Genomic DNA, 20,245 nt, shown 5'->3' with positions numbered 1-20,245 from the left:
GGGGTTCCCCTACTTCAACGTCGCGTCGATGGCGGCCGTCAGTTCTCCGGCTCCGGGCACCAGGGCCTTGTCGAGCGCGAGGGCGTACGGGATGACGGTGCCGTCCGGACGGCAGACCCGCCTCGGCGGCGCCACCAGATCGAATTCCTCGGCCGCCGTCGCGACGATCTCCGCGCCCAGCCCGCACATGCGGTTCGAGTCGTCGATCACGACCAGCCGCCCGGTCTTGTCGACCGATTTGCGCAGGCATTCCCAATCGAAGGGATAGACCGTGCGCGGGTCGACGATCTCGATGTCGACCCGGTCGGCGAGGCGCTCGGCGACCTCGATCGCCGTGCCGACGTGCTGGCCCACCGCCACGACCGTCAGGTCGCCGCCCTCCCGGACGATGTTCGCCTGCCCGAGCGGCACGATGTCCTCTTCGCCCGCGTAGGACACATCGGTCGCGCCCAGCAACGACGAGGGAGCGAACACGGCCACCGGATCCGGATCCTGGATCGCCGCCCGCAGCAGCCCGTAGGCGTCGGCGGCCAGCCCCGGGACGACGGTCTTGACCCCCGCGTGCGCGAGCAGGCTGTACGGGTTGTCCGAATGCTGCCCCGCCCAGCCGAACCGCGAGCCGGATCCGGCCACGAGATACGTGACCGGGATCCGGACCTGCCCGCCGGTCATCAGGGAGAACTTGTGCGCCTGATTCACGATCTGCTCGAAGACCAGGTAGATCAGCGAGGAGATCTGGAATTCGATCACCGGTTTCTTGCCCGCCATCGCCGCGCCGGTCCCGAAACTGGTGAAGGCCTGTTCGGACAGCGGAGTGTCCAGCACCCGCTCCGGGCCGAACCGGGGCAGGAGCCCCGAAGTGACGCCGCTCGCCCCGACACCGACGTCTTCGCCGAGCAGGAAGACGTCTTCGTCGGCCGCCATCTCGGCGTGCAGGGCGCGGTTCATCGCGTGCATGTAGCCGAAGTTCTCCGGCGAAGGAAGCCCGCTCACAAGATCACCCCTGGCCGGACGGCGGCCGTTCCCGCGTACAGGTACATCAGTGCGTCCTTCGGATCGGGCGACGGGGCGTTCTTCGCGAACGCGACCGCCTCGTCGATGGATTCCTTGACGGCCGCGTCGATCCCGGCGACGACGTCGGCACCCAGCCGATCGCCCAGCAGGGGGATCGGATCCCGCTGGCGCCAAAGGGCCACTTCGTCGGGATCGCGGAACTCGACACCCAGGAGTTCGAGCACGGAATGGTGCCCGAAGAACCGGTACGTCTCGCATTCCAGGAACGCCGGGCCCCGCCCCGCGCGAACCCCTTCGAGCAGTTCGGCGGCGGCGCTCTCCACCGCCTCGACGTCCATGCCGTCGACACCGCGCGAGACCAGCCCGAAGCCTTCGGCGCGCCGGGCGGCGCCGCCCGCGAGCCCCGATTCGAGTTTGAGGCTTGTCGCGTACCGGTTGTTCTCGCAGACGAACAGCACCGGCAGGGACCAGATCGCGGCCAGGTTGAAGGCTTCCAACAGGACACCCTGGCTCATCGCCCCGTCACCGAAGAAGCTGACGACGACCTCGGAATCGCCGCGGGCCTTGGCCGCCCACGCGGCGCCGGAGGCGATCGCGCCACCCGCGCCGACGATTCCGTTGGCGCCCAGGATGCCCAGCTTCATGTCCGCGGCGTGCATCGATCCGCCGCGGCCCTTGTTGAACCCTTCGAGGGTGCCGAGCAGTTCGGCGAGCAGGCGGCGCGGGTCCGCGCCCTTCGCCAGTACGTGGCCGTGTCCCCGGTGGGTGCTGGTGATGAAGTCCCGTTCGGTCAGGTTCGCGCAGATGCCCACGGCGACGGCTTCCTGCCCGATGTACGGGTGGATACCGCCGTCGATCTCCCCGGCGATGGCCATCGCCAGGCAGCGTTCCTCGAACTCGCGGATCAGTTTCATGGACCGGTACAGGGCCGGCCGGTTCTCGCTGGTCATTTTCGCGACAGCCCTTCTGCGGAGGTCCGGACGAGCATTCGGTCGACGTAACGGAGCAGCGCGCCGTCGTCGGGGCTCGGCACGACGACGGGCTCGAATTCGCTGCTCGGCAGGCCGCTCGACGAAGGGGATCCGAAGAGCAGCTTCAAGATGGCGTGTTCCTCGGGGGAACGCGCTTCGAGCGCCGAGAGCCAGTCCGCCACCGGCAGGGTGCCGATCTCGGTACCGGCGCTCCGCAGGAGCCCCACCAGGTACGTGAGGCGCATCGGGCGTTCGCCGGCCAGCACGAACCGGCTGCCGTCCGGCCGCCGGTCCAGGCCGAGCCGGGCGAGCGCGCCCGCCGTCTCGTCCACCGCGATCCACGGTTCCTCGATCTCGGTGTCGGGCGCGGCGCCGAGTTCGAGGATGGCCCGCAGCACCCGCAGCATGATGTCCCGCGTGTTCCCTTGCCCGGTTCGCGAATCCCCGACGATCCGGGGCAGGCGGCAGATCGCCGCCGGCATCCCGCGTTCGTACGCGGTGGTGACCAGCTGCTCCGCGTGCGCTTTGGTCTCCGCGTATCCGCTGCGGGAGCCGTTCTCCTCACCGGCGGAAATGGTCGACACGAACTGCAGCCGCTTGAGCCGGGTGGTGGCCGCCAGCCGGATCAGCTCGCGGGTGCCGCCCACGTTGGCGCCTTCGAGTTGTTCGTAACTGGAGAGCGCGTCGACCCAGGCGCCGTTGTGGCAGATCAGGTCGATTTCGCCCGCGAGCCGTGCGAACACCGCGTCGGTGAGGCCGAGCCCAGGCGCCGCGAGATCGCCGGGAACGACGCTGATCCGCTTCTCGTCGACGTCGTCCCACAGGCCGTAGCGGTCGAGGTTTTCGCGCAGCCGTCGCCATCCCGATCCTTCGTCCGCCGCACGGACGAGACAGTGCACCCGCACGTTCTCGCGGGTCAGCAGCTCGCGGACCAGGTACGCCCCGACGAATCCGGTGGCGCCGGTGAGCAGGATCTCCGCGACGCCGCCGGTTCCGCGCGACGGCAACGGCTCAGGGAGGACGTCGCGAAGCCTGGCCCGCGGATCGAACGAGCGCACGGCGGCCTGCCGCTCGCCGTTGATCTCTTCGGCCAGCTTCGCGATGGTGGGCCGCTCGAACAGCGTCCGCAGCGGCAGGTCGATCCGCAGGGTCTCCCCGATCCGGACGGCGAGCTGCGCGGCCTTGAGCGAGTGCCCGCCGACGTCGAAGAAACTTTCGTCCCTGCCGACGGTTTCGCGGCCGAGGACCTGCGCCCAGATCGCCGCCAGCTTCTCTTCGGTCGGGTTGCGCGGCGGGGCGGCCTCGTCCCGCCGGAGGTCGTCCTCGGGTTCCGGCAGCGCCCGGACGTCCAGTTTCCCGTTGATGGTCAACGGGAGTTCGGGAAGCGACACGAACGCCGACGGCACCATGTACTCCGGCAGTTCACGGCGTAGTCCGGCACGCAGGGTGGTGTCGTCGAAAGTGCCCTTGAGATAGGCGACGAGCCGCTTCTGGCCCGAACCGTCTTCACGGGCGATGACGGCGGCCTGCGTGATCTCCGGCCGGGCCAGCAGCGCGGTTTCGATCTCACGGGGTTCGATGCGGAAACCGCGGATCTTGACCTGGTCGTCGACGCGGCCGAGGTACTCGAGATCGCCGTCGGCGTTGTGTCGCACGATGTCCCCGGTCCGGTAGAGCCGGCCGCCGGTGGTGTCGTGGTGGTCGGCGACGAACTGTTTTTCGGTGAGCTCCGGTTGTCCCCGATAGCCCCGGGCGACACCGAGACCTGCCACGTGGAGTTCTCCCGGCACCCCGGTCGGTGTGGGCCTGCCGAGTTCGTCGAGGACGTACACGCGCGTGTTGCCGAGCGGGCGGCCGATGGGGATTCCCTTGGCGTTCCCGGGAACAGGGGCGGGGATCGGGTGACAGGTGGCGAACGTGGTGCATTCGGTGGGGCCGTACCCGTTGAAGAACTTCGTACCGGGCAGCGCGGCGACGGCGCGGCGCACATGGGTGACGGACAGCGCCTCGCCGCCGACGAGCAGCTGCCGGAGCCCGGCGAGCGCCGAGGTGTCCTCGTCGACGACGTGGTTGAACAACGACGAGGTCAGCCACGCCGTGCTGATCCGGTGCCGGGTGATCGCGTTCGCGAGCGGCCGGGCGGTGAGCACCCGCTCGGTCGAGATGACGCAGGTCGCGCCGGTGAGCAGGGCACCCCAGATCTCGAAGGTGGCCGCGTCGAAGGAGATCGCCGATGCGTGCAGGACCACCTCGTCCGGGCCGAGGATGCCTTCCGGCAGGCCGGTGACGAGGCGGATGATCGACCGGTGCTCGATTTCGACACCTTTGGGGCGGCCGGTCGAGCCGGAGGTGTAGATGACGTAGGCCAGGTCTCGCGGCCCCACTCCGGTTTCGAGTGCGGTCGGTGGCTCCTCGTCGAGCGTCGGATCGCCGATCAGGTCGGTCGTGATCACCAGCCGTGCCCCGCCGTCGGTGAGCAGGAGCCGTTGGCGTTCCTCGGGATACTCCGGGTCGATCGGCAGATACGCGGCGCCGGTCTTGAGGATCGCGAGCAACGCGGTGATCAGGCCTGGCGAGCGCGGCAGGCAGACGCCGATGACCGTCCCCGGTCCGGCGCCCAGCGTGCGCAACCGGTGCGCGAGCCGGTTGGATCGGACGTCGAGTTCCTCATATGTCACGGAATCGTCGCCGCAGACCAGCGCTGTCGCTTGTGGACGGTCGCGCACCTGTGCGGCGAACACCGCGGGCACCGTCGCCGGGGAGGGCAGCTCCGTGGTCGTGTCGTTCCAGTCCTCCGTCAGCCGCCGGAGCTCGGCATCGCTCATCATCGACCAAGCGGAAAGCGGCAGCTCCGGCTCGGCGGACGCGAGCAGTTGCCGGAAGTGCCGGACGAAGCGTTCGATCGTGACCTGGTCGAACACTTCGGCGTTGTAGTCGATCCGCGCTTCCAGCACCCCGTCCCGGTCCGACACGAGGCATTCGAGGTCGAACGGTTCCGAGCGGGTGCCGACCGGTGCGACGTCCGGCAACGGTTCGTCCACCACCCGGAGCACGACCTGTGCGAGCGGAGTGCGGCTGAAGTCCCGCCGCGGCGCCAATTCCTCGACGAGACGCTCGAACGGGACGTCCTGGTTCGCGTACGCGCCGAGCGTGGTCTCCCGCACGCGGCCGAGCAGCTCCGCGAAGGTGGGATCGCCGGAAAGATCGGTGCGCAGCACCAGCATCTTCGCCTCGGGCACGGGGACACCGACCGTGACGTCGGTGGTGCGCGCGTAGCGGGACAGCACGACGTCGAAGGCAGCCAGCAGCGTCATGAACAGGGTGGTGTCATGACGGCTGCCCGCTTCACGGATTCCGGGGTCCACGTCGAAGGAGAGCGAGCCGGCGCGATAGGACGCCACCGGCGGCCGGGCGTGATCGGCAGGCAGCTCCAGTGCCGCGGGCAGGTCATCGAGCTGCTTGCGCCAGTAGTCGAGCTGTCCGCGCAGGGCCTCGAAAATCGGCTCGTCGGGATGCGCCAGCGTGTGCTCGAGCAGCCGGATGAGCCTGCCGACGAGCCGGGTGGCGGTGGAGCGGTCGAAGAGACCCGTCCGGAACACCAGGGAGCCGTGCAGTCTGCCGTCCTGCACATGGGTCACCAGTTCCAGATCGAACCGGGTCGCCACCCCGGCCCAGTGCACGCTGGAGATCTCGCCTTCGCCGTCGGCGGGGATCTCGCCGTTGTGCACGACCACGACGTCGAAGATCGCGTTGCGCCCGGCGTCGCGTTCCGGCCGGACCTCCGCGACCACCTGATCGAACGGTGCCTGCTGATGCGCGTAGGCGTCGACCATCTTGGTGCGCGCCACCTTCAGCAGCTCGCGGAACGACATCGACGGCGTGATCCGGGCGCGCAGCACGACGGTGTTCACGAAGAAGCCGAGGACGTCGGCGAAGCGGCGGTCGTCACGACCGGCCAGCACCGTGCCGATCGTGATGTCCTCCTGGCCGGAATGGAGGGCCAGCAGTGCCTGGAACACCGCGGCCACGGCGCTGGACAGCGCGCATCGGTTCCGCAGCGCGAAAGAACTGAAGGCCTTCGTGAGTTCGGCGGGGAGCACGAAATCGACATGGTCGCCCGCGAAGCCGGGATTGCCCGATCGCGGCCGGTCCGTCGGCAGCCGCAGCGGCTCGTAGCCGTCGAGCTCACGCCGCCAGTAGTCGATGTGCTCCGCCACCGAGCCGGCGGCCGCGCGCTGCACCGCGACGTACTCCTCGTAGGTCACTTCGAGTGGCGCGGGGGTCTCCGAGCGGTACAGCTTGACGACGTCCTCGGTCACGATCTGGATGGACCGGCCGTCGGTGATGATGTGGTGGTTCACCACGCACAGCACCGCCGACCCGTCGGCGCATTCGACCACCATCGCGCGGATGGGCGGCGCCGCCGCGAGGTCGAACGGCTCGCTGACCAGATCGGCCGTGTGCTTCTGCCAGTCGTCGTCTTCCGCGACGCGCCGGGCCACCGGGATGCGGAACCCCGGGGTCGGCACGGCGGCCGGTGTCCCGGTCTCGTCCACGACGAACCGCCAGCGCAGCACCGGATGCCGTTCGACGAGCGCGCCGAGCGCCCGGTCGAGCACGTCGAAGTCGACACCGTCGTGGAACCGGAAGACGATCGGGATGTTGTACGCGGCGCTGGTCCGGTCGAGTTGCTGCACCAGCCACAGCCGCTCCTGCCCGAGCGACAACCTCATCGATTTCTCCTTCATCGGGCGTTCGCGATCAGGGCCTGCTCGTCGACTTTCCCGTTGCGGGTCAGCGGGATCTCGTCGACCACCACCCAGCGGGCGGGTAACGCGTAGCTCGGCAGCCGCCGCGACAGGAACGCGCGCAGGGCGCGGGGTTCGGTGTCCTCGCCGGGGTGGACGACGATGGCCGCCACGAGCTGGGGGCTTTGGTCCTCCTGCCGGGAAACGACGATCACGGCGTCGCGGACACCGGGGTGACCGGCGAGGAGGGTGCCGATCTCCTCGGTTTCGATGCGATGCCCGTCGAGTTTGATCTGCTTGTCCACGCGGCCCAGGAAGACCACGTTCCCGCCGGGGTCGAGCCGGACCAGGTCACCCGTGCGATACAGGCGTTCGTCCACGTCGGGGGAGAAGTGGCCGAAGCGCTGCTTCGTTTCGGTCTCGTCGTCCAGGTACCCGTCGGCCAGGCCCGTTCCGGCCGCGTACAGCTCGCCGACGCCGCCGGGCGGGACGAGGCGGGCGTTCCGGTCGAGTACGAAGACCTTCGTGCCGGCGATCGGCCTGCCGATGGGCAGGGGCCCGTCGATCTCCGCGCCGCCGCGCACGGTGTGCGTGGTCGTGAACGTGGTGTTCTCCGTGGGGCCGTAGCCGTTCGTGAGCACCAGCCCGGGGTAGGTGTCGAGTATCCGTGCCGCCGCGTCGTGCGGTACGACTTCGCCGCCGCTCAAGAGCCAGCGCAGCCCGGCGAGCGCCTGCGGCCGTGAGTTGGCGACCAGCCGGAACAGGCTGGCGGTCAGCCAGGCGACGGAGACCTTCCGCTCGGTGAAGAACTTCTCCAGTGCCCGGACCGTCGGAAGCCGTCCGGGAAAGGCCTCCAGGGTCGCGCCGTTGAGCAAGGTCACCCAGATCTCGTACGTCGACGCGTCGAAGGCCAGCGGCGCCATCCGCAGGACCCGGTCGCCCGGGCGCGTCCGGAGTTCCGCCGTCCGCGCGAGCCTTGTGACCGCGCGATGCGGGACGACGACGCCTTTCGGCTCACCGGTGGATCCGGAGGTGAACGCGATGTACGCCGTCCTTTGTGGATCGTCGTGGCCGGGAGCCGGTTCGGGATCCGCGTCGATTTCCCCACCAGGGACCCAGACGTCGACCCGGGCGAGCCCGCGCAGGACGGGATGGCCGGCCGTGGCCGCGTCGACCACCGCCGCCGCGGGCGCCAGCTTGCCGATGATCCGCGCCATCCGGGCTTTCGGCGCGTCGTCGTCGAAGCCCGCGTACGCGGCTCCGGCACGGATGATCGCGAGCAGCGCGACGATCTCGCCGACCGACCTCTTGGTGGCGACGAGGACCGTGTCACCGGGCCGCACCCCGGCACGCCGCAGGACTTCGGCGTACCGATCGGCCGCCCGCGCGAGCCGCCCATAGGTCAGCTCGGCGTTCGCGTCACGGACCGCGACCCGTTCCGGGTGAAGCCGCGCCTGTTCCAGGAACAGGGTTTCGATATCGGCCGGAGGCGTGTCGGCGCCGGCCAGCGCGCCGAGGATCGGGCGGCGTTCCGGCGCGATACAGCGCACGTCCTCCAGCGAACCGTCGAGGTGGGCCAATTCGCCCACCGCGGCGGCGACGTCGGCGACGAAACCGTGCTCGGCGTCCGGCACCGCGGTGGCGAACCTGACCTCCCCGGACCGCAGATCCGTGTGCAGGGAAGCGAGTACGAGATCCACCGGCCCCTCTTCGGCGACGCCGACGGGGTGGACCGAATCCAGGAAGTCCTCGACGCGTGCCTTGTCGTCGACGTGGACCCGGATCACCCTTCCGGCGACCGAGATCGCGGCCTCGGCCGCCGCCGTCCACCGGCACAGGGTCACCGCGAACGCGGCGAGCACCACCTTCGCGCGCCGGTATTCGGACGGCTCGGCCGCGAGCTCGGCCGTCAGATCGTAGGGAGCGGTGAACGCATCAGGCATCGGCCTCGCTGCTTCCCGCGCGCTTGCGCTCCAGCCGGACATGGAGGTGATCGGGCCGCCGGAAGATGTGGCCGCGTTCCCGCAGCCGCCAGAAACCCGGCCGGACGCCGTCGAGCGAACCGCTGAGCCGGACGCCGCCGAACCGGTGCGACAACCGCTCGAACAGCGTGTCGAACTCCGCCAGCGCCAGCTGGATGCCCAGGCAGGTGTGCGGACCGGACGAGAACGCCAGCAGCCGCTGGTCGGTCCGCTCCGGACGCCAGGAATCCGGGTCCTCGAACGCGTTCTCGTCGCGGCTGGCGCTGCCCAGCGACAGCAGGAGCGCGGACCGGCGCGGGACGTCCACCCCGTGCAGGTTCAGGTCTCTGGTCGCGTACCGGAGGATGGTGTGGCTCGGCGGTTCCCACCGCAGCGTTTCGCGCACCACCTGGGTCCGGTATTCCTGGTCCGCCAGCGTCGACAGGCCGACATTGTGCGCGAGTACCGCGTACATGATCTTGCCGATGGTCGCGACGCTCGTCTCGGTGCCGGCGAGCAGGAACAGCGTGGCCGTGCCCAACATGGATTCGTCGAGCGGTTCGCCCGGCGGGAAGACGAGATCGAGGAACGGCATCCGGCCGCCTTCGCGGCGGTCGGCGAGCTTGCCCTTGAGGTAGTCGATCAGCTCCGCCTTGGCCGCGAGCGCCGAATCCAGCGAGGTCGCCGGGAACTCGATCGCACCCGCCAGCGGCAGCACCCGAGGACGCAGCCAGGCGGCGTCCTCCGGCGGCAGCCCGAACAGCCGGGTGACCATCGCGTAGGGCACTCCGACCGCGACCCGCTCCATGAACTCGACGTCGACCTCGTCCTTGGCGCCCATTTCGGCCTCGATCGAGTCGAGGACCTGGTCCACCGCGGGGATGAGGATCTCGGTGCGCAGCCGTTTCACCGAGGCGCCGGCGAACAGCGGCATGAACAGCTTCCGCAGATCGCGATGGCGTGGTCCGTCGGTGTCCAGCAACGTGCGGCCGAACAGGCGGCGGCTGCTGCGCATCGGGAACCCGCTGCCGACCTCGCGGTCGGCCAGCAGGGCCTGGACGTCTTCGAACCTGGTGACCAGGAAGGCGTTGAACGCCGCCGACCAGTGCACCGGGTCCGAACGCCGGAGCTCGGAGTAGATGGGCCAAGGGTCGGCGAGGAATTCGTCGGAGCTGAAGTCCAGTTTCACCGGGGCGGTGCTCATTTGTCGCCTCCGTTGCCGACCAGTTCGGTCCGGGACTTCAACTGACGTGCGGCCTCTTCCGACGTGAGCCGGATGGACTCGGCGGTGCCCTCGAATCCGCCTGCCAGGGTGGGCACGACCTCGTGCGCGAGCGCGGTCAGCTGATCGAGGGTCGCGCGGTGCGAAATCCACCTGGGGACGAAGAAGTTCAGCGACACCGGGTCGCCGACGCGGTCGATCAGGTCGCGGATCCGGGCCGCGCAGGTCGCGGCGTCCCCGACGATGAACCCGCCCGTGTCGACGAGGTTCTGTAACGTCTTGCGGTGCGCGACCGGGGAATCCGGGATGGGCATGCCCAAGGTGTTCCGGTAAAGGCCGCGGCGCAGCGCGGAAAAACCTTCCAACAGTTCTTCGACGCCCGCGGCGGGGGAGTCCGCGATGTGGACGAAGACGTTGCAGCGGATCCGTGTCCCGCCGGCGGATTTGTTCCGGTAGGCATCGACGCGCTCGATCAGCGCGCCCACCGGATCCGGGTCCATTCCGGGCCGGATGGCGCCCCAAGGCGGTGCCACGTGGACGGTCGGGGTCGTCGACGTGTCGGTCAGGAGCTCGATACCGGCCGGGCTCAGCGAAGACGCGACGACGGTCTCGATGGTGCCGGGACCCCTCAGCGGCTGGAGCTGGAGCACGGCCTTCTTGACGGTGAACCACGGCGTCGTCGTGTTGACCGTTTCGCCGTTGAGGAGCGCTTGCACCGTCCCCAGCGCCGCACGGAAATGGTCGCGGACCGAAGCCGGATCCACCCCGACCATTTCCATGTCGTGGACGTAGGTTCCGGTGCCGACGCCCAGGATCGCCCGGCCGGCGGTGAGGTGATCGAGCAGCGTGATCCGTTCCGCGACGTGCAAGGGGTGGTGGTACGGCAGCGGGATGACACCCGTGGCGAATCGGATACGGCGCGTCTCACGGGCCAGCGCGGCCATCAGCATTTCCGGGGAACTGAGCGTGCTCCAGCCGCTGGAATGGTGCTCACCGAGCCAGATCTCGTCGAAACCCAGTTCGTCGACGAGGCCGCACAACTCGATGTCGCGTTTCAGCGACGCGTGCGGGCTGACCGAAGGGTCGTGGAAGGGAGGCAGGAAGCAGCCGAATGCCTTTGCGTTCATCTCAATCCTTTGTCTGGGGGCGGACGATCGTGCTGCCTCAGGCCGATGGCACCTGTTCGAGCAGGTAGTCGCAGAACTTGTCCACAGTGGTCAGATCCTCGTTCTCTTCGAGGTCGATGAACACGTCGAGCTTCGTCTCGATCTTCTCGATGAGCGCCAGGTACTCGATGGAGCTCATACCCGTCTCGGGGAACTCCGTGTCCGCTTCGATGGTCTGGTTTTCCAGAACGCCGCCCGCGACCTCGGTCAGAAGGGAGAAAATCTGCTGACGCAATTCCGCCCGCGCGTCTTCCGCGTTCATGTGTCCCCTTTGTTGAATCCGCGCGTGAAGGCGCGGATGGATGAATGCTGAATGGTGATCACGCCGCATTCGAAAAGCGGCGGTTCATTCGATGATCACGACAGCGAAAGTCACCCCAGTGTGCTCGCTGTCGTTCCTCCCAGTACGCCCGGACATCCGTCCATGCGGGCGATTCGAACCATTGTTGCCCGAAGCTTCCGATGTCCGCAACAGTCCGCGAGACCGATCTTCGGTGTTCTTCCGCGGTTACGTGACGAAATGATCAATGCGGAATGACGTGAAGGGGGCTTTCCGTGCGCGCGTGCACGGAAAGCCCCCTTCACGTCTGGTCAGCGCTTGCGCTTCTGCAGCAGTTCCGCGAACTGCCGCCAGTCCTCCGCTCGCGCCCTGGCGAGTTCGGAGATCAGTTCCAGCCGGTGTTCGGGGATGTTCCTCGCGACCTGGTCCCATTTGTCGCGGTCGTTCAGATGCCCGTCCAGCAGTCGCACGAGGGTGCGGCCGGACTCGGTGTAGCGGATGGTGGGGTCCGACCGGAGCCGCTCCACCGCCGCCTGGGTGTCCGCTCCCGTGGGATCACCGCCGTCGGCCGGACGGGGGCGTGGCCTGGTCGCGGCGCGTGCCGCCTGCTCTTCGCCAAGGCGATGCCGGTGACGCACGTCGTGCGCGGTCGCCAGGGAAACGCCGGCGCCGCGCGCGATCTCGCGGATCGAGGCGGACGGGTTGCTCGTGATCAGCTCGTGGGCACGGCGGCGGCCCTGTGCCGGGTCCAGCGCGCGGACACGGCCGTCGCGGCCGACGTGGGCGTTCGACTGGGGAACTTCCCCACTCGAACGCCGGCGCAACTTGCCGACCGTCTTGTGGGAAAGGCCCGTGACCGCCGCGATCGCCCGGTCGGACCAGTGAGGGCGGGCGCCGAGGATCCGGCAGGCGGCGGCTTTGCGGTCGGCGAGGGAAAGCGGCAAGCCGTGCGCGATGTTCGCCTTCACGGCGAGGATGAAGGCGGCCTGCTCGTCGCCGTCGAAGAACTGCACGTTGATCGTGGTGGCGTTCTTCAGCTTCGCCGCCTGGAGCCGATGTGTCCCGTCGATCACCCGCATCGTGGGACGGTGGACGAGGATCGGCGGTAGCGGGGCATCCGTCTCGGCGAGCACCCGTGCGTACGCGGGATCCACGCCCGCCGCCCGCGGGGTGTCCCGCACGGACAACTCGTCGAGCGGGACCTCGACGACCTCACCGAGCGGCGGGTCCGAGCCGACCGCGACCCACTCGTCTTCCCTTCTGGCCGCGGGGATCTGCGCGCCCTCCGCAGTTTTCTCCTTATGCCAGTTTAACATCTTCCAGCCCCCAGAACACTTGGTGAATATCAAACCTTTTCAATATTCGAGCTGGTGTGAGTGGATGTCAAGGTCCGTGAGTCGCAATCGGTGGTTCCGGCGTCGCCAGGGTGTTCGACGGTGTCTCGTGTTCTCGGCTACTGTCCGTCGTCATACGGCCGAACGGAAGCAAGTCGCTTGACGGGAGCGCGGAAGCCACGCAACCTGGACTTGACCCGTCGACGGAGGGAAGCCCATAAACCGCTCGGTGAAATACGTCCCCGTGAATTCCGGGGACGGCTCGGCGAATACTACGCGATTATTCTTTCCGGTCATCGGATGATTTCCGCCGTCCGCCGTATGCGACGATACTGACCGCTATGGAAGAGGTCCAGGTGGTCGTCGCCCACCATGATTGCGCGACCGTGCGCGCCGGTGACGTGTTCCTGAAGATCGACGCCGATCAAACGCGCACCGACGTGGAAGTGGCGGCGATGACCATGGCGCCGATCCCGACCCCGGAGGTTCTCTGGCGAAAGCCGCCCGTACTCGCGCTTGCCGCCCTGCCCGGCGAAGCGCTCGGCCGCCTCGGCCGTCCGTCGACCGCGTCACCGGAGGCATGGGCCGCGGCGGGCGCCGCCCTGCGGACGCTGCACGACGCGCCGCTGCCACCGTGGCCGGGCCGAAGCCCCGACGAGGTCGCGGCGCACCTCGACAACGAATGCGAATGGCTCATCACGCAGGATGTCCTGCCCTCGAAGCTGGTCGAGCGCAACCGCCAGATCGCCGAAGCCGCGCTTCGACCGTGGACACCGGTGTTCACGCACGGCGATCTGCAGATCGCCCACGTCTTCGCCGACGGTGACGAGATCACCGGCGTGATCGACTGGTCCGAGGCGGCGCAGGGCGATGCCCTCTTCGACCTCGCCACCTTGACCCTCGGACACGAGGAGCGTCTCGAAGACGTCTTGTCGGGCTACGGTGCCGACGTGGACCTCAACGTGATCCACGCGTGGTGGTCGTTGCGAAGCCTGCGAGCGGTCCGCTGGCTGATCGAGCACGGCTTCGATCCGGCCGCGCCGGGCTGCGAGATCGATGTACTGAAGGCGCGGATGTGAAGGATGGTCATGAACCCGCTCCGTCGTCTGGGTGCCGTCGATCGATCTGCGACGGTGCTTCGGATACGGGGTTTCAGGAGACGGCCCTGATGAAGGACTTGAGCCCTGCTCATCAGGCGGTCGAGAGGGGTGATCTTCCGCTGCTTCGTGAACTCCTCGATGGCGGCGCTGACATCAACGAAGAGCATGCTGGGCTTACGTTGTTGCACCATGCCATTGACGTCGAGGTTGACAGTCACACGCAGACGGGCGAGCCACTGCACGTGGATGTCACGGCTTACTTGCTTGCGCGAGGAGCGGACCCGAAGCGACTTTCGGATGGCGGTCGCGGCGTTACTGCTGAGCATATGGCGTTCGTAAGCCGTCACTGGTTGGCGTCGGCTCTCTTTGAGAGATGGGGCGCCCGTCGCAACGGAGTGGGCACCTAGCGGTTCGCACTCGCCGATGATGGAACAAACGTGCAACTGAACCGTATGGTCGATCTGTGTGCCCTCGGCAGGATTCGAACCTGCGACACCTGCCTCCGGAGGGCAGTGCTCTATCCCCTGAGCTACGAGGGCGTTGCCGCCTGAGCGACGTTGGAAGCTTAGCGCATGTCCCCGCAGGGGCTCCCGAGTGGTGGTCGTTAACCGGCGTGGTGCTCCACGAGGCGCGCCGGTAGCCCGGTCGACTGCTCCGGTTCGGCGCGGTCCAGTGGCGTGAGGAACGTGTCCTGTGTGCCTCTGACCAGGTCTTCCGACCGCTGCAGCCGGCCTTGGTGCGGGGCCGGTGGCATCGGAAATGCGTAGCGTTGGTGGTACCGACGAACTGGAGGCCCGATGATCGAGCCGTTCGAAGTCCGGATCCCCGAATCCGCCATCGCCGACCTGTGTGCCCGCCTGCGCGCCACGCGCTGGCCCGAGCCGGCCACCGTGGACAACTGGGAGCAGGGAGTTCCGCTGGAGTTCGCGCGGGAGCTGTGCCGGTACTGGGCGGAGGACTACGACTTCGGGCTGGCCGATCGGGTCAACGCTTTCCCGGGTTTCAGGACCACTGTGGACGGTCTCGGGATCCACTTCCTGCACGTTCGCTCGCCGGAGCCGGACGCGACGCCGCTCGTGCTCACGCACGGCTGGCCGGGATCGGTCGTGGAGTTCCTCGACGTGCTCGGGCCGCTGACCGACCCCACCGCGCATGGGGGTGATCCGGCGGATGCGTTCCACGTCGTGGCGCCGTCGCTGCCGGGGTTCGGCTGGAGCGACAAGCCGGCGTCGACGGGGTGGAACGTCGAGCGCATCGCCCGGGCCTGGGACGAGCTGATGGGGCGGCTCGGCTACGAGCGTTACGTCGCGCAGGGTGGCGACTGGGGTGCCGGGGTGACGAACATGCTCGCCAAGGTCGCGCCGGAGCGACTGATCGGCGTCCACGTCAGCATGGCGGGCGTCCCGTATGACGAGGCCGTCCTCGGTGAACCGACGGCCGAGGAGAAGGCGGCGATCAGTGACCTGGCGCGATTCCGCGCGGTCGGGTCGGCGTACGCGCAACAGCAGGCCACGCGTCCGCAGACGCTCGGTTACGGGCTCACCGACTCGCCGGCGGCGCAGGCGGCGTGGATCGCCGAGAAGTTCTGGGAGTGGACCGACAACGACGGCTCGCCGGAGTCCGCGCTGTCCTGGCGCCAGATGCTCGACGCGATCTCCGTCTACTGGTTCACCGCGACGGCGGCCTCGTCGGCGCGGATCTACTGGGAGAACAAAAAACAGGACGTCTCGGCCGTTGAAGTTCCTTCGGGTATCTCGATCTTCCCCCGTGAGATCATCCGGCCGTCCCGGCGCTGGGCGGAGCTGCGCTACACCGATCTTCGCTGGTACGAGGTGCTGGCCGAGGGCGGTCACTTCGCCGCGTTCGAGCAGCCTGAGGCCTTCGTCGGTCAGCTGCGGGGGTTCTTCCGGTCGCTTCGGTAGCGGTGCGTGGCGAGTCCAGGTTTCGGGAAGGCCCTCCTGGGGGATGGCTTCCGTGTGTGGCTTAAGACATGGTGAATTAGGCTCACCTGTATTGCACATATGCGCATGTGACAATATATTCGGCCTGTCGACTTCACGAGAGGCGGAGCAATGGGTCACGGGCACGGGCATGGAACGGCCTCGCCGTCGAGCGCGTCAGGCCGCTACCTCAAGAGCTTGACGATCGCCCTGGTCATCGGCGCCGGCTTCATGGTCATGGAGTTCATCGTCGGGTTCGCCACGGGCTCGCTCGCGCTGATCTCCGACGCCGCGCACATGTTCACCGACGTCCTCGGTGTCGGCATGGCGCTGGCGGCCATCCTGCTCGCCCGGCGCAGCGGCCCGACGCTGACCCGGACCTTCGGCTTCTACCGCGCCGAAGTGCTCGCGGCCCTGGCCAACGCCATCCTGTTGTTCGGCGTCGCGGGCTACGTCCTGGTCGAGGCCATCGGCCGGATCAGCGACCCGCCTGCCGTGCCCGGCCTGCCCGTTTTGCTGGCGGCGGCCGCGGGCCTCGTCGCGAACATCGCCTCGTTCCTGATCCTGCGCAAGGGCGCGGAGGAGAGCATCAACGTCCGCGGCGCGTACCTCGAAGTCCTCGCCGACCTGATCGGCTCCGTGGGTGTCCTGCTGAGCGGCGCGATCACGCTGCTGACCGGCTGGCGCTACGCCGACCCGATCATCGGTGTCGCGATCGGCCTCTTCGTCCTGCCCCGCACCTACGCCCTCGCCCGCCGCGCGCTGCGGATCCTGTTCCAGCACGCGCCGAAGGGCGTCGACGTCGCCGGGATCCAGGCCGAGCTTGGCGGGCTGAAGGGTGTCGAGGACGTCCACGACCTGCACGTCTGGACGCTGACTTCGGGCATGGAGGTCGCTTCGGCGCACCTCACGATCGCGCCGACCGTGGAGCAGGCCGAGGTGCTGACCGAGGCGCAGAACCTTTTGGCGAATCGCTACTCGATCGAGCACGCGACCCTGCAGATAGAAGTGCCCCAATGCGCTCAACGTTGCCGGGAACTCTCCTGGTGACCCCCTGACGCATTTCGTCCTCTGAATGCGGTAGTTGGCAAAGCGAACTACCGCATTCAGAGGACGAAATGCGTGAGAGGAAAGGCGTCAGGCGGGGAGGGGGGCCGCGCCGCGCTCTCGGAGCATGCCCTTCATCAGGGTGATCTCGGCGCCCTGCGAAACGAGCATGCTCCGCGTCAGCGACTTCACGTCCGCGATCGACGTGTGATCGTGGCCGTACTGCGCCATCTCGGTCCCGCCCTCGTGGTGCCGCAGCATGAGCTGGAGGAAGAAGATGTCCAGCTCCTTGCCGGTCAGCGACCGCAGTTTGGCGAGTTCGGCCGACGTCGCCATCCCGGGCATCGGCGCGCCGTTCGGCGGCTTCATGTCGCCGCCACCGTGCCCGCCGTGGCCGGACATCGGCTCGGTCATCCAGGTCATGTAGGCGCCGGTCGTCTGCTCGGGCTGGCCCCACAGGCCCAGCCAGCCCTTCATCCGGCCGACCTGGCCGGTCTGCGTGCGCTCGATGTCGAACGCGAGGGTCTTGATCGCCTGATCGGTCGTGTGGTCCCGCGCCCAGCCCGCCATGGTGACGGCTTGGAGGTGGTGCACCGACATGTCCTGCGCGAAGCCGACCTCGACCGAGCCCGCGCCCGGCGTCGTCTGCTCCGGTTCGGAGTCGATCAGCCTGGTCGTCAGCGCGCCGAGGCCGAAGCCGAGGATCAGCATGACGACCAGGGCGGCCCCGATCACCAGCCATCGGCTCTTGGCCGACCGTGAGGCTTCGTCCTGGGGATCGGGGTCCACTTGGCTCACTACTTGCTCGCGGGCGCCGAGGGCTGGGTGGCGGGCACGGAAGGCACGCCGCTCTGGCCGGTGCCGGGCTGGTCCTGCTCCGTGCCCGCGGTGCCCTTGTAGTCCATCGGCTTCGCGTCCGGGCCCGGCGGGGTCGGGTCGAAGTCGCCCGGCTCGATCTGCGCGTCGCAGGTGGCGTCACGCTCGGGGTACGCGCCGAACGGGTTGGTCCGCAGCGCGGCGACGAACTGGTCGATCCGCTCGTCGGAGGCGGAGTCCAGCTTCAGCTGGTGGCCCCAGGACTGCACGGAGATCGGCTTGTCCAGGTTCGGGTACGGCGACATCACCATGTACGGCTTGCCCTCGACGCGCACCTTCAGCAGGTCCAGCGCTTCGCCGGTGACCTGCTGCGGGTTGTAGGCGATCCAGACCGCGCCGTGCTCGAGACCGTGGACCATGTTCTCGTTGCGGACGGCCTTTTCGTAGACGACGCCGTTGCACGCGGCCCAGGCCTGGTCGTGCGGACCGCCGAAGGGCGGGGTCTTGTCGTAGTTGACGCGCTCGGCGGCCGAGACGTGGACGGAGCCCTCGTAGGTGGCCGTGGTCACCCCGGGGATGCGCTTCGAGGGGTCCGGGTCCTGCTGCGAGGGCGCGAAGGCGGCAGCGGCCTCTTCGCGGGTCTTCTGCTCGCGCTTGGGCGCCGAAGCGACCATGTAGTAGGTGACCACCGAGGCCGCCAGGACGACGATCGCGACGACGGCGATGATCGTGCCCCAGGGCGTGCCCTTCTTGGACACGACGGAACTACGGGCGGCCTTCATGGCGTTCTTCGACGACGCGCCCTTTTTTCTGGTTGTCCCGTTAGCCATGGCTCCTGCGTTCTCCGAAAGGGGTGGTCCCTGCGCGGGCCAGTGTAGAGACCGCGCGTCTGATCACCGTGAACAGCCGGAAGATCACCGGCTTGGCTCACACCTTCCGGCGGTCGCTGCGAAGCCCGGACCAGGTCACACCTAGAATTCCGCGAGTGACTCCCGCAGCTCTCGCCGACCTGGTCCGTAACTCCGCCGTGCAGGTTCTCGCCGCGCGCGGCCTCGACGATTCCGTGCTGCCGGAGAAGGTGACGATCGAGCGTCCCCGCAACCCCGAGCACGGCGATTACGCGACCAACCTGGCGCTGCAGGTGGCCAAGAAGGCGGGCATGAAGCCCCGCGACTTCGCCGACGCGCTGGCCGAGGCGCTTTCGGCCACCGACGGCATCGAATCGGCCGAGGTCGCCGGGCCGGGCTTCCTCAACCTGCGGCTCGCGGCCGACGCGCAGGGCCAGATCGTCCAGCAGGTGCTCGACGCCGGGGAGAAGTACGGCCTCGGCGACGCGCTGGCGGGCGTCAAGATCAACCTCGAGTTCGTCTCGGCGAACCCGACCGGCCCGATCCACCTCGGCGGCACCCGCTGGGCCGCGGTCGGCGACGCGCTGGGCCGCGTGCTGTCCGCGCAGGGCGGCCAGGTCACCCGCGAGTACTACTTCAACGACCACGGCGCGCAGATCGACCGCTTCGTCCGGTCCCTGATCGCCGCCGCCAAGGGCGAGCCCGCCCCCGAGGACGGCTACGCGGGCGGCTACATCAACGACATCGCCGCCGAGGTCATCCGCCAGGAGCCGAGCGCGCTCTCGCTGCCCGACGACGAGCGGGCCGAGACCTTCCGCCGGGTCGGCATCGAGCTGATGTTCACCGAGATCAAGCAGAGCCTGCACGATTTCGGCACCGATTTCGACGTCTACTTCCACGAGAACTCGCTGCACGAGTCCGGCGCCGTGGCGTCCTCGGTCCAGCAGCTGAAGGACTCCGGGAACCTGTACTTCTCCGACGGCGCCTGGTGGCTCAAGTCCAAGGAACACGGCGACGACAAGGACCGCGTCGTCATCAAGAAGGACGGCAACCCGGCCTACATCGCCGGTGACCTCGCCTACTTCCAGGACAAGCGCAAGCGCGGCTTCGATCTCTGCATCTACATGCTCGGCGCGGACCACCACGGCTACATCGCCCGCCTGAAGGCCGCCGCGGCCGCGTTCGGCGACGACCCGGCCGTCGTCGAGGTGCTGATCGGCCAGATGGTCAACCTGGTCTCCGAGGGCAAACCCGTCCGGATGAGCAAGCGCGCCGGCACCGTGATCACCATGGAGGACCTGGTCGGAACCGTCGGTGTGGACGCGGCCCGCTACGAGCTGATCCGCTACTCGGTCGACTCCACTTTGGACATCGACCTCGACCTGCTGCGCAAGCATTCCAACGACAACCCGGTCTACTACGTCCAGTACGCCCACGCGCGGCTGGCCTCGTTGCAGCGCAACGCTTCCGACCTGGGCCTGAAAACCGATGGCGAAGTCGACTTCGGCCTGCTTACGCTGCCCGCCGAGGGCGATCTGATCCGCACGATCGGCGAATTCCCGACCGTCCTCCGCCGGGCCGCACAGCTGCGTGAACCGCACCGCGTCGCCCGGTACCTCGAAGAACTCGCCGGCGCGTACCACAAGTTCTACACCGTCGGCCGTGTCCTTCCCCAGGGCGACGAGGAGGCCACCCCCCTCACGTTCGCCCGGCTCGCGCTGTGCCAGGCCGCCCGCCAGGTGCTGGCGAACGGCCTCAACGTGCTCGGTGTCTCTGCTCCGGAACGGATGTAACGAAG

15 protein-coding genes and 1 tRNA gene are annotated in these 20,245 nt (G+C 68.4%); 5 read left to right on the top strand and 11 right to left on the bottom strand.

The features are described 5' to 3' along the window. Nucleotides 1–9: 9 nt before the first annotated feature. The 8 genes from AC069H_RS08955 to AC069H_RS08920 form a co-directional block, all read right to left on the bottom strand. A complete protein-coding gene (locus AC069H_RS08955) occupies nt 10–993 on the bottom strand; it encodes an alpha-ketoacid dehydrogenase subunit beta (protein WP_478231851.1) in 984 nt (327 codons plus the stop codon). Beyond that, the gene (locus AC069H_RS08950) at nt 990–1,964 is read right to left on the bottom strand and encodes a thiamine pyrophosphate-dependent dehydrogenase E1 component subunit alpha (RefSeq protein WP_478229656.1); all 975 of its coding nucleotides are present in this window, start codon (nt 1,962–1,964) and stop codon (nt 990–992) included. The genes AC069H_RS08955 and AC069H_RS08950 overlap by 4 nt, the downstream gene beginning before the upstream one ends. Further along, nucleotides 1,961–6,718, bottom strand: a complete 4,758-nt coding sequence (locus tag AC069H_RS08945; RefSeq protein WP_478231850.1) for an amino acid adenylation domain-containing protein — start codon at nt 6,716–6,718, stop codon at nt 1,961–1,963. Before AC069H_RS08945 ends, AC069H_RS08950 begins: the two co-directional genes overlap by 4 nt. An 11-nt stretch (nt 6,719–6,729) precedes the next feature. Next, complete coding sequence (locus AC069H_RS08940) at nt 6,730–8,676, bottom strand: amino acid adenylation domain-containing protein (RefSeq protein WP_478231849.1); 1,947 nt, start codon at nt 8,674–8,676, stop codon at nt 6,730–6,732. After that, nucleotides 8,669–9,898, bottom strand: coding sequence for a cytochrome P450 (locus AC069H_RS08935; RefSeq protein WP_478231848.1), 1,230 nt, complete (start codon nt 9,896–9,898; stop codon nt 8,669–8,671). Before AC069H_RS08935 ends, AC069H_RS08940 begins: the two co-directional genes overlap by 8 nt. Beyond that, nucleotides 9,895–11,043 (bottom strand): LLM class flavin-dependent oxidoreductase, encoded by a 1,149-nt coding sequence (locus tag AC069H_RS08930; protein WP_478229660.1) that lies wholly within the window; start codon nt 11,041–11,043, stop codon nt 9,895–9,897. The genes AC069H_RS08935 and AC069H_RS08930 overlap by 4 nt, the downstream gene beginning before the upstream one ends. 37 nt (nt 11,044–11,080) lie before the next feature. Beyond that, nucleotides 11,081–11,344, bottom strand: coding sequence for an acyl carrier protein (locus AC069H_RS08925; RefSeq protein ID WP_034309004.1), 264 nt, complete (start codon nt 11,342–11,344; stop codon nt 11,081–11,083). A gap of 329 nt (nt 11,345–11,673) precedes the next feature. After that, nucleotides 11,674–12,678 carry a ParB/RepB/Spo0J family partition protein gene (locus AC069H_RS08920; RefSeq protein ID WP_478231847.1) on the bottom strand — a complete coding sequence of 335 codons (1,005 nt, stop codon included), beginning with the start codon at nt 12,676–12,678 and terminating at the stop codon, nt 11,674–11,676. A 359-nt stretch (nt 12,679–13,037) separates the two neighbouring features. On the opposite strand from AC069H_RS08920, the gene AC069H_RS08915 reads away from it, so the two are divergent. Next, nucleotides 13,038–13,775, top strand: a complete 738-nt coding sequence (locus AC069H_RS08915; protein WP_478231846.1) for a phosphotransferase family protein — start codon at nt 13,038–13,040, stop codon at nt 13,773–13,775. An 89-nt stretch (nt 13,776–13,864) separates the two neighbouring features. Further along, nucleotides 13,865–14,203 carry an ankyrin repeat domain-containing protein gene (locus AC069H_RS08910; RefSeq protein WP_478231845.1) on the top strand — a complete coding sequence of 113 codons (339 nt, stop codon included), beginning with the start codon at nt 13,865–13,867 and terminating at the stop codon, nt 14,201–14,203. A 59-nt stretch (nt 14,204–14,262) separates the two neighbouring features. Here the strand turns inward: AC069H_RS08910 and AC069H_RS08905 are convergent. Beyond that, nucleotides 14,263–14,335, bottom strand: a tRNA-Arg gene (locus AC069H_RS08905). Between the two features lie 258 nt (nt 14,336–14,593). Between AC069H_RS08905 and AC069H_RS08900 the strand changes: the two genes are divergently transcribed. Together AC069H_RS08900 and AC069H_RS08895 are read left to right on the top strand one after the other, a co-directional pair. Continuing rightward, on the top strand, nt 14,594–15,718 hold the full coding sequence (locus AC069H_RS08900) for an epoxide hydrolase family protein (protein WP_478231844.1): 1,125 nt from the start codon (nt 14,594–14,596) through the stop codon (nt 15,716–15,718). A 150-nt stretch (nt 15,719–15,868) separates the two neighbouring features. After that, on the top strand, nt 15,869–16,786 hold the full coding sequence (locus AC069H_RS08895; protein WP_340683776.1) for a cation diffusion facilitator family transporter: 918 nt from the start codon (nt 15,869–15,871) through the stop codon (nt 16,784–16,786). Between the two features lie 87 nt (nt 16,787–16,873). Here the strand turns inward: AC069H_RS08895 and AC069H_RS08890 are convergent, their stop codons facing one another. Both AC069H_RS08890 and AC069H_RS08885 read right to left on the bottom strand, forming a co-directional pair. Further along, nucleotides 16,874–17,572 carry a DUF305 domain-containing protein gene (locus tag AC069H_RS08890; protein WP_478231843.1) on the bottom strand — a complete coding sequence of 233 codons (699 nt, stop codon included), beginning with the start codon at nt 17,570–17,572 and terminating at the stop codon, nt 16,874–16,876. Between the two features lie 8 nt (nt 17,573–17,580). Beyond that, on the bottom strand, nt 17,581–18,381 hold the full coding sequence (locus AC069H_RS08885) for a DUF3105 domain-containing protein (protein WP_478229706.1): 801 nt from the start codon (nt 18,379–18,381) through the stop codon (nt 17,581–17,583). A gap of 203 nt (nt 18,382–18,584) precedes the next feature. Here AC069H_RS08885 and argS point away from each other — a divergent pair, with 203 nt between their 5' ends. Further along, nucleotides 18,585–20,240, top strand: a complete 1,656-nt coding sequence (gene argS, locus AC069H_RS08880) for an arginine--tRNA ligase (protein WP_478231842.1) — start codon at nt 18,585–18,587, stop codon at nt 20,238–20,240. The last annotated feature ends 5 nt before the right edge of the window (nt 20,241–20,245 follow it).

This window comes from Amycolatopsis sp. NPDC043887, from assembly GCF_056435665.1.
Note: the sequence above shows the minus strand (reverse complement) of the source record. Positions and strands in the feature narration are given on the sequence as shown.

What these genes read in the sequence shown, in the direction of transcription:
- AC069H_RS08915 (WP_478231846.1), top strand. Translation starts at nt 13,038, where the DNA reads ATGGAAGAGGTCCAGGTGGTCGTCGCCCACCATGATTGCGCGACCGTG.
- AC069H_RS08925 (WP_034309004.1), bottom strand. Translation starts at nt 11,344, where the DNA reads ATGAACGCGGAAGACGCGCGGGCGGAATTGCGTCAGCAGATTTTCTCC.
- AC069H_RS08940 (WP_478231849.1), bottom strand. Translation starts at nt 8,676, where the DNA reads ATGCCTGATGCGTTCACCGCTCCCTACGATCTGACGGCCGAGCTCGCG.
- AC069H_RS08895 (WP_340683776.1), top strand. Translation starts at nt 15,869, where the DNA reads ATGGGTCACGGGCACGGGCATGGAACGGCCTCGCCGTCGAGCGCGTCA.
- AC069H_RS08935 (WP_478231848.1), bottom strand. Translation starts at nt 9,898, where the DNA reads ATGAGCACCGCCCCGGTGAAACTGGACTTCAGCTCCGACGAATTCCTC.
- AC069H_RS08900 (WP_478231844.1), top strand. Translation starts at nt 14,594, where the DNA reads ATGATCGAGCCGTTCGAAGTCCGGATCCCCGAATCCGCCATCGCCGAC.
- AC069H_RS08885 (WP_478229706.1), bottom strand. Translation starts at nt 18,381, where the DNA reads ATGAAGGCCGCCCGTAGTTCCGTCGTGTCCAAGAAGGGCACGCCCTGG.
- AC069H_RS08945 (WP_478231850.1), bottom strand. Translation starts at nt 6,718, where the DNA reads ATGAGGTTGTCGCTCGGGCAGGAGCGGCTGTGGCTGGTGCAGCAACTC.
- AC069H_RS08950 (WP_478229656.1), bottom strand. Translation starts at nt 1,964, where the DNA reads ATGACCAGCGAGAACCGGCCGGCCCTGTACCGGTCCATGAAACTGATC.
- AC069H_RS08910 (WP_478231845.1), top strand. Translation starts at nt 13,865, where the DNA reads ATGAAGGACTTGAGCCCTGCTCATCAGGCGGTCGAGAGGGGTGATCTT.
- AC069H_RS08930 (WP_478229660.1), bottom strand. Translation starts at nt 11,043, where the DNA reads ATGAACGCAAAGGCATTCGGCTGCTTCCTGCCTCCCTTCCACGACCCT.
- AC069H_RS08920 (WP_478231847.1), bottom strand. Translation starts at nt 12,678, where the DNA reads ATGTTAAACTGGCATAAGGAGAAAACTGCGGAGGGCGCGCAGATCCCC.